Raw genomic sequence first — 12,072 nt, forward strand, 5'->3', positions numbered from 1 at the left:
CTTTTGGGGCTGTGTGTTGGGTGTGTCTCATGGGGTGGGATGGGGTGAGAGGATTGGAGAAAGTAAGTTGGGATAAAAAGGGGTGTTTCGTGCAGTGACGCACGTGGGAAAAGGGAGAAAATATTGAAATGGGAGAGAATGGGATGGAGATGGGGGGATGAGAGTGTGTTGATGGGATGGCGTGTATGAATGGAGTGCGCGAGGGAGAAAGGAGAGAAGAAAAGATGGTGTGAGGAATGGGGCTTGGCTGTGAAGTTTCTATGAAATGCTGTCGTTTGAGGCATGGGGAGAGGAGGAAGCTTTCAAAAATAGGATTGTTTATAGATTTGTGTTTATAGTGTAGCGCGGGCTGGCTATTTGGGTGTTTTATTTGTCTGCATTCTGTAAAGACGTAAAAGCGTAAAACTGTAAATCTGCGAAAAAGGAAGAGAAAGTTAAGGAAATGGCGGGTTTGAAGCGTTGTATGTGCTTTGGGGCATGTTGAGGGGTGTCATGGTGTGGAATGGGGTGAGAAGATTGGGGAAACGAGCTTGTGGGGTAAGCGGAGATGAAAGGGGGTAAATCTGTTGGTGCGTTGACGAGAGGAGGGAGGAATGGAAGATGGAGAGAGTGAATATGGATAGGCTAGAGAAGATGGTTTGTAAAAGAGTTGGTGTGAAGAGTTGCGTGAAGCATGGCGTGAGGAGATAGGATAGGACTTGGTTTGTTGCGCTTAAGCTTTATTTGAGGGGCGCTGTGATCTGAAGTCGGTCAGGGGCGCAAAAGGCTGTGTTATCGTTTAAAAATCTTTGTTTGTAAAGCAGTATGGGGGGAAATGTTGTTCTTTGGGGGAATTTTAAGCAAAGAGATTGTTCGCTGGTGGTTTGAAGATTTCATGTGCTGCGTGATATGTTCAAAGAGTTTCACAATGATCTTTTAAAAAAATACATAAAATAGTTCATGATGAGTGTAAATGAGCAACCATAAAAAAAATGCTCGCAGTAAAAGTTACTAGAAAGTGGCGAAAAGTCACGATCCAAATGGTTTGTAAACACTTAAACATTCAAACAATAACGCCTATTGCCCCAAGTTATAATGTCAATGCTATGGGGATTACAGATCTCATTTTATTTGTATAAAGATTGGAAAAAATTGGCAGGTAAAATTTTAAAATTTGAGGGGATCAAGGTGTAATTTTCAAAAGGGAGGGTGAGGTTTTTGGAGAACAGAAGAGAGAAAACTTGAAAAACCTTTCCCTTTTTGTTGAATTTTTATTCACAAATTTGAGAAAATAGGGTATGAACGCTGAAAAATAACGCACAGCTTAACAAAATATGTGCACTGTGAAGGAAATGATTGTTTATGTCAAAAGAAGAAGTTTTAGAATTTTCTGGTATCGTTACTGAACTCTTACCTAATGCGATGTTTCGTGTAAAACTGGAAAATGATCATGAAATTATTGCGCATACCGCTGGAAGAATGCGAAAAAATCGTATTCGCGTGTTAGCAGGTGATAAAATTATGGTCGAAATGACTCCTTATGATTTGACAAAAGGACGCATTACATACCGCTATAAATAGCCTTATGGAGGGCTTACACTTTTTATACAAAATTTTCTTATTATTTTTAACAGATCTTTAGGGGGAGTTCTATGGGAGAGAAAATGAATGTTTAAAATGACCTGAAAAAAGTGTAAAGTCGGTGCCGAAAGAATAAAGATAATCAATAGCGTTTAAAAGGGGGGGCTGAAAATGAAGCGCTTAAAAGGGGGAAGAGAAGAGCGCATTGTGATTTAAGGGGTGGACATGAAAAATATAAGAGAATGGGGGGAAAAACATTTGGCCAAAACTCTTGGAGAAGAAATTCATTTGGTGCTTGCCTCTGCTTCGCCCCGGCGTTTGGCACTTTTAGCGCAAATAGGGATTGATCCTCAGCAGGTTTATGCAAGCGATATTGATGAAACACCAAAATTAAAAGAACATCCCTCAAACCTTGCCAAACGTTTGGCAAAAGAAAAAGCACTGAAAGCGCAAGAGACTTTGCGCTGGTGCACGCAGAAGGCCCAAGAAAATCAAAAACTCCAAGAAAAATTGCAGAACGTCTCCCAAAAATTGTCTGGGCAGAAAATGATTATCTTGGCGGCTGATACGGTGGTGGCTGTGGGCCGTACTATTCTTCCCAAACCAGAAGGAGAGGATGAGGCTTATGAATGTTTACGCTTCCTTTCTGGACGGGCGCACAAGGTTTATGGCGCCATTTGTGCCTTGAATGAACAGGGAAAAATAACTGTAAAATTGGTTGAAAGTCGTGTCCGTTTTAGACGCTTAACCTCTTCCATGATAAAGGCTTACCTTGCTTCAGGAGAATGGGAAGGGAAAGCGGGTGGCTACGCTATCCAAGGAAAAGCAGGGGCTTTTGTGGTTTATATCGCCGGTTCTTATTCTAATGTTGTGGGTTTGCCTTTGGCTGAAACAGTCGATCTCTTGACCGCTTATCACTATCCACTTTACGCCCATTGGATGAAAAAAACGCTCTAGAAAAATTTTAAGGCAAGAGCCATGTAGGGTAAAAGGCACCAAAAAGTGCAAAGCGAAAATGAAATAAAGCAAAATAAAAAAGAAACAGAAGAAAATTTAATGAAAGAGGAAAGAAAACAGACATCTCAAAGTGAAAGGAAGCTCTCTGAGCAAAAAGAACCCAATTTGCCAAAAGAAGAGCGTCCGCCGCACCTTTGTCCTATTTGTGGTCAAATGTCTCAAAAGTCTGCTTATCCTTTTTGTTCTAGCCGATGTCGCGCGATTGATCTTAATCGTTGGCTTTCGGGTGCTTATATCCTCCCTCCCTCTTCACAGATTAGTGATGAAGAAGAGTGAAGGGGGCATGTGTCTTGAGGAGAAAATGCTGAGAGAGCTTTTTTGTATGGACGCTGAAGAGAGGTAGGTCGTGTTCTAGCGTGGGGGCTGAGTGAGGATACTTTGCGTGCTGAATTTGAAAAGAAGCTTGAGTTTTAGCGGATGGGTGATGAAGCTAAAGAAATGTCTGAGTTTTTTTGTTTAGAGGATTGGGGGAAAATTGAATGTTGAGCAATGGAGGGCGGCTGAGAAAACGGTTCTTTAATCAAGTCTGGTTATTTTGTTGCTGAAGGGGTATTCCTTAAGAGAGAATGCTACGAAAGTTTTATGTGTTGAAGTAAGGCGTGAGGGGCAAGCGTTGCAGTAATTTTCAGGTTTGTGGTCAAATGTCTCAAAAGTCTGCTTATCCTTTTTGTTCTAGCCGATGTCGCGCGATTGATCTTAATCGCTGGCTTTCGGGTGCTTATATCCTTCCGCTCCCTCCAAAGATTAGCGATGAAGAAGAATAAAAGGGCGTTTTCTTAAGGGGGAATGCTATGAGCGCTTTGCGTGGTTTAGGTAGGATTTTGGGGAGCGTTGCAGTAGTCTTAGGGGGCTTTGTTTTCTAAAAGATATTGAGGGGTATAAAAAGTTCTGGGAGGGACGTAAAAAAGCTCTGTGCATTTTCGTTGAGGGGGGAAGAGTTGATGAAAAAGGCATGAGGTAAAGGACGTGGGGAGCGTGAGGCTGGGGATGGGATAGGGTTTGTTTGGTTCTGTCACTGATACATGTTCTTTAAAGGGTGAAATATTTTCGGAGCAAGAGGTTGGGGCGTCGTTTATAGATCTTTGTTTACAAAGTGGTGTGGAGTGGTGGTTTGGGTGTTTTATTTGGCTTACATTCTGTAAAGACGTAAAAGCGTAAAAGCGTAAAAACGGCGATCTGTAAAAAAGGAAGGAGAAGTTAAGGATGTGGAGAATTTTTGCATTGTGTAGGTTGTAGGGCGTGTTGGGGTTTTGGGTTGGGGAGGTTTTTTGGAGTGTGTTGGGTATGTCTCATGGGGTGAGATGGGGGGGAGAATTGGGGGGAACAAGTTTTGTGAAGGGAGAGGTAAGTTGGGATAAAAGGGGGTGTTGCGTGCGGTGGCGCAAGTGGGAAAAGGGAGAAAGTGTTGAAATGGAAGAGAGGTGGGATGGAGATGGGGGGATGAGAGTGTGTTGATGGGATGGCGTGTATGAATGGAAAGCGTGAGGGGAAAACGAGGGAAGAAAAAATGGTGTGAGGAATGGGGCTTGGCTGTGAAGTTTCTATGAAGTGCTGTTGTTTGAGGCATAGGGAGATGAGAAAATTCTTATGTGTAAGGATGCGTTATGTTGGCAATATGCGGATGGTCGGATTGCTTTTGGTATTTAAGCGTGAAGAAGAAACAAAAAATGTGGGGGAGAGAGGCTAAAAGAGTTGGCGTGAGGGGATGTGTGAAGAATGGCGTAAGGAATAGTATGAAGGAGGGGGTTGTTTATGAGCCGGTGCAGAGCGAGAGAATGTTTTGTCTGTTAGGATAATGCTGTTGGTTGAGAGTTTTTTAAAAAGGCGTGGGGAGATGAAAAAACACTTCATGAGCTAAGAGACGGAACATTGGCAATCGGTTGAGGCTGGCTTATTCCTTTTATAAAAGTTGGTTTCTGCAAAAAAAATGTTGGTTGATCAGTGGTGTGAGAGTGTGGGAGAGCGTATAAAAAGGGCCGTAGGGACATACAGAAAAAGAGCCATTTGATTGGAAAGTTTTTTGCTTGAGGAAAATTTGAAGGAGATTTTATGTTGGGAAGATGTTCAAAAAAGAAGGGTGTTTAGAGCATCATGAAGATCAATCCTCTATGGCTTTGCTTTAATGCGTTCTCCTGAATGTTTTTAGGAGATGGGAAATGTAGCGATTTGTCGTAAAGGATGAGGTCATTTTTTGGGGGAAGCTTTTTTGAAAAATCTTAGGGCTTTAGCTTCTGGTTCTGTGATGCTTTTCGCATGCGTTTTTGGCTTTGTTTTTTCTTTCATGTTTTTGCTCTTGCACTCATTTAGATCACAACCCATATTCATTTAAACACAACAGTTCTTCATGCTTCAACGTTTCTGCTGTTCGTGTGGTGGGGCGGTCTTTATAACATGCTGGGGAGAGCTTTTAGTGGGTGTTTTGAGAGAGCAAAAGGGCCGTGGCGATGACTAAGAAGCGGGGACTAAAGGGCTGTCCTAAGAAAGGAAAAAAATGAACCTAGAAAAATATAGCGAACGTGTGCAGGGGTTTTTACAATCCGCACAAAATAATGCTCTGGCTTCTGATCATCAGCAGTTTATGCCGGAGCATTTCTTGAAAGTATTGTTAGACGATGCTCAAGGGTTGGCGGCGTCGCTTATCCAAAAAGCAGGGGGGGATCTTAAGTTTATTCAAAATACGCTTAAAGAAGTTCTCGAGGCTTTGCCAAAAGTGCAAGGGGGAAATGGACAACTCTATCTCTCGCAGCCGGTGGCAAAAGTCTTCGCGCTGGCTGAGGAGCTCGCGCAAAAAGCGGGTGATCAATTTGTCACTGTCGAGCGCATCTTGCAAGCGCTGCTTATGGAAAAATCCGCAAAAACAGCCGATATTCTCACAAAGGCTGGGTTGACCCCGCAAGCGCTTAATCAGGCAATTAATGCACTGCGTAAGGGAAAAACAGCCTCAAGTCCCCATGCCGAAGGACAATATGATGCCTTGCAAAAATATGCACGTGATCTCACAAAAGATGCACGGGAGGGAAAACTCGACCCTGTCATCGGGCGGGAAGAAGAAATTCGACGGACTATTCAAGTGCTCTCGCGGCGGACGAAAAATAATCCTGTGCTGATCGGAGAACCGGGAGTGGGAAAAACCGCCATTGTGGAAGGATTGGCGCTGCGCATTATCAATGGCGATGTGCCGGAAACTTTGCGTGATAAGCAACTTTATGCGCTGGATATGGGGGCACTTATTGCGGGTGCAAAATATCGCGGTGAATTCGAAGAACGTCTTAAAGCCGTGCTGGCTGAAGTGCAAGCCGAAAATGGACAAATTATCCTCTTTATTGATGAATTGCACAATCTCGTAGGGGCAGGAAAATCCGATGGCCCTATGGATGCTTCGAACTTGCTAAAACCTGCTCTGGCGCGTGGGGAACTCCATTGTGTGGGCGCGACAACCCTTGATGAATATCGAAAATATGTCGAAAAAGATGCTGCTCTGGCGCGCCGCTTTCAACCTGTCTTTGTGCCTGAGCCCTCGCTGGAGGATACGATTTCTATCTTGCGCGGTATTAAAGAAAAATACGAACAACACCACAAAGTGCGTTTGGCTGACAGTGCTTTGATTGCAGCAGCAAAGCTCTCTTACCGTTATATTACGGATCGGTTCTTGCCGGATAAAGCGATTGATCTGATCGATGAAGCAGCAGCACGCTTGCGTATGCAAGTCGATTCAAAACCAGAAGAACTCGATGCACTTGATCGGCGAATTTTACAGTTGAAAATCGAACGGGAAGCTTTGAAAACAGATGTTGAGCCAACAGCAAAAGAACGTTTGAAAAATGTGCAAACCGAACTGGAGACTTTGGAACAACAGTCTGCTGAAATGACAACGGCTTGGCAAGCCGAAAAACAAAAATTAGGGCATGCTGCTGATTTGAAAAAACAACTCGAAGAAGCACGAAACGCTTTGGCTATTGCGCAGCGTAATGGACAATTCCAAAAAGCTGGGGAACTCGCTTATAGTGTCATTCCTGAACTCGAAAAACAATTAACTTTAGCGGAAAATGATGACCAACAAAATCATCTCGTCGAAGAAACGGTAACCGCTGAACATGTTGCACGGATTGTTTCACGCTGGACTGGAATTCCGGTTGATCGGATGCTGGAAGCAGAACGAGAGGCGCTCTTGCGCATGGAAGATGAAATTGCAACCCGTGTCGTGGGACAAGGAGAAGCGGTTCAAGCTGTGGCGCGTGCTGTACGGCGGGCGCGTGCTGGGCTCCAAGACCCCAATCGTCCGCTTGGGTCTTTTATGTTCTTGGGGCCTACCGGTGTGGGAAAAACCGAATTAACCAAAGCTTTGGCCGCTTTTCTTTTTCAAGACCCCAATGCCATGTTGCGTATTGATATGTCCGAATATATGGAAAAGCATGCGGGGGCACGTTTGATTGGAGCGCCTCCCGGATATGTCGGATATGAAGAAGGAGGCGTGCTTACGGAGGCTGTGCGAAGAAGACCTTATCAAGTTATTCTGTTCGATGAAATTGAAAAGGCGCATCCTGATATCTTTAATTTGTTGTTGCAAGTGTTAGATGAAGGGCGCTTGACGGATAGCCAAGGAAGAACGGTTGATTTTCGTAATACTTTGTTGATTATGACCTCAAATCTTGGGGCTGAGTTCCTAACTGCTTTGCCTGAAGGACAAACGATGAATCAAGCAAAAGACGATGTCATGAATGTGGTAAAAGCTGCTTTTCGTCCCGAGTTTTTAAACCGTATTGATGAGATTATTCTCTTTCAACGGCTGCAACGCAAGGATATGGAGGCTATTGTTGATATTCAGATACAGCATTTGCAAAATTTGCTCAATGAACGCAACATAACTTTGCATATCAAACCAGAAGTACGACAATTCCTTGCCGATAAAGGCTATGATCCCCTTTATGGGGCACGTCCGCTTAAACGTATTATCCAAAAGGAAATCCAAGATCCTCTCGCAGAAAAAATCTTGTTTGGAGAAATACAAGATGAAACGGCGGTAACAATTGAAAAGCAAGGTGATCGATTAGCGTTTTTACCGGAAATATAAGTTGGGGAAAATTTACGCTATAGAAGGTGGTGATCATCCTCTTATGCCATAAAACACCATTGTTTGTGGGGGGGGGTGATCGGTATGTGGGGCAAGGTCAGAGGCGTTTTCTATAAGATGTTGGGTGGCTCGACAGAGCTGTGTGAGATGCTTTGTGGGCGTTTTATTTGGCTGCATTTTAGTAAAGATGGTAAAGCGTAAAGGCGTGAATCCGTAAAAAAGGAAGAGGAAGTTAACGACGTGGCAGGTTTGAAGCGTTGTGCGTGCTTTGGGGCATGTTGAGGGGTATCATGGTGTGGAATGGGGTGAAAGGATAAGGGAACGGAGAGTGTGAAAAGGCAAGAACTGTTCTCTCTACTTCTCTCGCTCTTAAGTTTCCATGAAAGATCATCCTTTGAGGCGTGATGAGAGGAGGAGGCTTTCAGAAATAGGATTGTTTATAGATTTGTGTTTATAGTGTAGCGCGAGCCGGCTGTTTTGGTGTTTCGTTTGGCTTTTTTCTGTAAAAACGTAAAACTATAAATCCGCGAAAAAGGAAGGGAAGGTTAAGGAAATGGCGGGTTTGAAGCGTTGTATGTGCTTTGGGGTATGTTGGGGGGCGTCGTGGTGTGGAATGGGGTGAGAAGAATTTGGGGGGGAGCGCGTCATGGGAAGGGAGGAGAAGTTAGGGGKGAAAAGGGGGTGGAGAGGAATGAAGGATAAAGAGATGTGGTGATGGTTGGAGCCAAGAGAGGGAGAAGAGTGTGGAAGATGGAGAGAGGGGAAAGAAGCGTTGGTGAATGGAGAGAAACGCAAGAGTGGAAAGGGGGATGTGATTGGAGCAAAGAGGAGACAAGCTTGTTGGTGCGTTGACGAGAGAAGGGAGAAATGGAGGAGGGAGTGAATATTGGATAGGAATATGTGGGCAAGAGGCAGTGGTGTAAAAGGATATGTGGAATATGGTGAGAGAATTTTGAGGGGAACAAGCCTGTGAATGAAGGGGAAAGTTGGGAGGCAAAAGGTGGATGATGGGGGCGAAGCATTTGTGAATGGAGAGAGAATATGGAGATGAAGAAGGGAAATGTGTTGGGGGGGGGGTGAATGAAGGAGAAAAAATGGAGGAGAGTGTGTTGAAATGAGAAAGAATGGGATGGAGGGGTGTGCTACAAGAGGCAGTGATGTAAAGGGGATGACGTGAGGAATGATGTGAGGGGGAGAGGTTGGTTTTTATGACCTCAGGGCATTGAGCATTATCTTTGCAGCGTGCTCTTGTGAAATGGGAAAAGCAGTAAGAAATGTTTTTTTCAAAAACGCGTGAATGCGCAACACAATGATATTTTATTTGGGATATTTTATTTGGGACGTTTTATTTTGTGCTTTATATTTTGGGCATTATGGTTGCATAATCGAGACGATTACGAGAAAAAGTGATATAAAAAGATCAAAAGTAAAATATAAAAGCTTGACAAGGTCAATGTAAAAAGATATCATTATGGCACAATCAGAATTGTATCTTTAAATAAGGTAAGATACATGGGAGGATGATGGGGTGAAAATGATCAAGCGTCTTTCCAGCGTTGTGGTGTTTCTTGCTCTAGGGTGCCGTAAGGTTCTGTTGTTTGAAGTAGGGTGGTGTCTCATTGTATCATAAAATGTTGCCATAAAAGCCAGTGTTTTGGGGATGGTAATGTTCGATATCGAAAGCTTTAGGCGTACGGGGTGTTGATGGGTAATGGCAGGGGTGTATCGGCGGATAATGTTTGAGTGCTCTTTTGCCTAAGTTGCTTGATGTTCTTTGACCTAATCTGAAATCAACCACAAGATTGCCTTTTGTTTTTTCGGTTTGAGCTCTCTAAACTTTCTCAAAAGTGTCTGTTCTTTTTCACTGGTGATATCTTGTTTGCTGGTGATGTTTTGATCATGGTGTGAGACATTGTCTTCTGAGACAAGATCTTCTTTTGTGGCAAGATCGGCTGTTAAAAGATCCGCATAAAAAAAGCTCATCGGAACTTGCAATTTTTGAGCGATTTCTAGTAAACACCCTGCGCTTACACGGTTGGTGCCTTTTTCATATTTTTGAATTTGTTGAAAACTGACACCTAAATGGTTTCCTAATTCTTTTTGAGAAAGTCCCATTGAAATGCGTTTATAACGAATTCTTTTACCTATTGAAATGTCGTTGAAATGTGAATTTTTAGTTTGCATTTCAAACCCCCTCCGGTTGCGAGCGCCCTCGCGTTGGTATCCGGGAGTTTGAAAGCACTGAGCTCAGTCAGCCTTTTGCTTTTAGTGTTTATCACACCTGGACATAGCAAAAGCTCCCGGAATCCGGGAGATACCAGTAAAGTGGTATCGATTTTTTGTACTGAGCTTTCGGACTTTCAAATCCCTTATTGATCATTGCGTAGACGACCAAAGCATCTTTTGAATGATAAAGTAATTTCAGAAGATTGGCAAGGAAAATTAAAATATTTTCTATGTGGTTGTACTGTAAAACATTATCGTTTGAGGCGTGGTAATAATGGTTCGCTAGAGCAAGGATATGCCGTCGAGAGACCTTCAAGCATGTAAATTTATAAGGTGCTTTTTGTGAAAAAGTGTGGTGAATATTGGGGAGCTGGGCTTATGTCTGTCTGGTGAAGCAGCCTCGTTTGAGGGATGGTGACAACCATATAAAATAATTAGCAGGAAAACTAGCTTTAAGCGAAGCTGGGTTTTTTATAGACGGTTGTTTACAAGGCGGCGTGTGGTGGTTTGAAACGTTTTATTTAATGTTTTCTTTAAAGATGTAAAAATGTAAAAACAGTTATCTGTAAAATGAAGCGGAGGATTTGGGCTTTTGGCATGGTAGAGTGGCATAAATGGGGTGAGAGGACTGGAGAACAAGTCTGCAAATGAAGTGGAAAGCTGGGATGAAGCGTGTGAAAATTGGTATTGGTGCTGGGGGAGAAGCTTTTTGATATTGTGTGTGAAGCTTCGTCTTTTGGGTGGGAATATTTGCTTCAAGAAGCGGAATTGATCGGTATTTTTAGGAGCCTGCGCTCTTTGTGTTGGAGGGGGATGGGTGTAAGAATATTCAGAAAAGGCTTGCTTGTTGAATGTGGTCATTGTTTGAGGGTGTGCTGATCTGCCTGAGGGGCTGGTCGGAGGAAACTTCTGCAAAATGTTGGATTCTTGACAGAGCAGTGTGAGACGCTGAGGGGAAAAGTTTCATTTGTCCGCCTTCTGTAAAGATGGAAAAGCGTAAAAGCGTGAATCTGTGAAATGAAGCGGAGGATTTGGGCTTTTGGCGTGGTAGAGTGGCATAAATGGAGTGAGAGAACTAGGAGATGGAGAGCGCAAAAAGGCAAAAAGTGGAGAGAACAGTTCTTGCTCTTAAGTTTTCATGAAAAATCGTCCTGTGAGGCGTGGTGAGAGGTAGGGGATTTAAGAAATAGGATTGTTTACAGACGCGTGTTTATAGTGTAGCGCGGGTTGGCTATTTGGGCGTTTTGTTTGGCTGTTCTCTGTAAAGACGTAAAAGCGTAAAAATGTGTATCCGTAAAATGAAGTGAAGGATTTATGCGTTGTGTGGGCGTTTGTCTTTTAGGGTGGGGGATCATTTTTTTTAAGTGTTGATTTTTTTTTGAGATTTTGTTGCTGATTTTCATGTCATTTTTTCATGGCATAGGATTGGTTTTTCTTTATCGGGAGGAATATGATGATGGCTGAGGAACGTTGTCTTCCCTTACGTCGAAGAGGACGGAAAAAAGGGTCTTTGAATAAAACAACAAAGCGATTTAATGAAGCCCTTTTGACCGCCGCTGAGCAGGCGGGATCTCAGTATGGTGAGGACGGATTGGTATCTTATCTTCAATATCATGCTTTGAATAATCCCGTGCCTTTTTTTTCACTGTTGGCAAAAGTTTTGCCTCTTCAAGTGACGGGAGAAGCAGGAGGAGATGTCAAAACAGTTTCACGTATCGAGATCGTACCAGTGAAGTCAAAAAATACCGAACTGGAGAAGCGGGATTTTGAAGTATGAACCTGCGAAATGCAAGTTTGTGATATTGGAAAATGTTAAGTGAATGATGAGAGATGTCATCTTGAAAGGGCGCTGCTTTGGTGGATGATGCGTGAGCGCGTGTATTGAAGAAAATGATGCTTTCAAGAGATCTGGGCAAGAACTTGGGCGTGGTCCGTGGGGGCGTGGTCCGTAAGGGGGCACGGTTTTATGGATAAGGGGTGTGAAACTTGAGATCTGATACTGGGGAGGGATCTTGGGGGTGTTTTGAGAGATAGGCAAGTGTGAGGCTTGAGGATGGTGCGGTGCGGGGCATGAAATTCGAAGATGGTGTGTTTGTGTGGGCTTTGTTGTAGCGGACAGGTGAAATGGGGGCGGATACCGTGCTTTTGTGGGGGACAGGAGTGCGGTGTTTGAAGGGGCGGGGCTTTTGGGCCTTGGG

General features: G+C 43.6%; 7 protein-coding genes. 6 read left to right on the plus strand and 1 reads right to left on the minus strand.

Going from position 1 to position 12,072, the window contains the following annotated elements:
* Nucleotides 1-1,341: 1,341 nt before the first annotated feature.
* From infA to clpB, 5 genes are all read left to right on the plus strand, one after another.
* A complete protein-coding gene (gene infA / locus CEV08_RS08195) occupies nt 1,342-1,560 on the plus strand; it encodes a translation initiation factor IF-1 (protein WP_004857577.1) in 219 nt (72 codons plus the stop codon).
* Nucleotides 1,561-1,785: 225 nt separating this feature from the next.
* On the plus strand, nt 1,786-2,517 hold the full coding sequence (locus CEV08_RS08200) for a Maf family nucleotide pyrophosphatase (RefSeq protein ID WP_100131151.1): 732 nt from the start codon (nt 1,786-1,788) through the stop codon (nt 2,515-2,517).
* A 99-nt stretch (nt 2,518-2,616) separates the two neighbouring features.
* Nucleotides 2,617-2,853, plus strand: coding sequence for a DNA gyrase inhibitor YacG (gene yacG, locus CEV08_RS08205; RefSeq protein WP_100131158.1), 237 nt, complete (start codon nt 2,617-2,619; stop codon nt 2,851-2,853).
* A 323-nt stretch (nt 2,854-3,176) separates the two neighbouring features.
* Nucleotides 3,177-3,341 (plus strand): DNA gyrase inhibitor YacG, encoded by a 165-nt coding sequence (gene yacG, locus CEV08_RS08210; RefSeq protein ID WP_245407076.1) that lies wholly within the window; start codon nt 3,177-3,179, stop codon nt 3,339-3,341.
* Between the two features lie 1,727 nt (nt 3,342-5,068).
* Nucleotides 5,069-7,648: an ATP-dependent chaperone ClpB gene (clpB, locus tag CEV08_RS08220; RefSeq protein WP_100131154.1), complete on the plus strand. Its 2,580-nt coding sequence runs from the start codon at nt 5,069-5,071 to the stop codon at nt 7,646-7,648.
* Nucleotides 7,649-9,427: 1,779 nt separating this feature from the next.
* Here clpB and CEV08_RS08225 read toward each other — a convergent pair.
* Nucleotides 9,428-9,832, minus strand: coding sequence for a helix-turn-helix domain-containing protein (locus tag CEV08_RS08225; RefSeq protein ID WP_100131155.1), 405 nt, complete (start codon nt 9,830-9,832; stop codon nt 9,428-9,430).
* Between the two features lie 1,498 nt (nt 9,833-11,330).
* On the opposite strand from CEV08_RS08225, the gene CEV08_RS08235 reads away from it, so the two are divergent.
* On the plus strand, nt 11,331-11,651 hold the full coding sequence (locus tag CEV08_RS08235) for a hypothetical protein (RefSeq protein ID WP_100131157.1): 321 nt from the start codon (nt 11,331-11,333) through the stop codon (nt 11,649-11,651).
* The last annotated feature ends 421 nt before the right edge of the window (nt 11,652-12,072 follow it).

This window comes from Bartonella tribocorum (assembly GCF_002778015.1).
Classification (GTDB): Bacteria; Pseudomonadota; Alphaproteobacteria; order Rhizobiales; family Rhizobiaceae; genus Bartonella; species Bartonella tribocorum_B.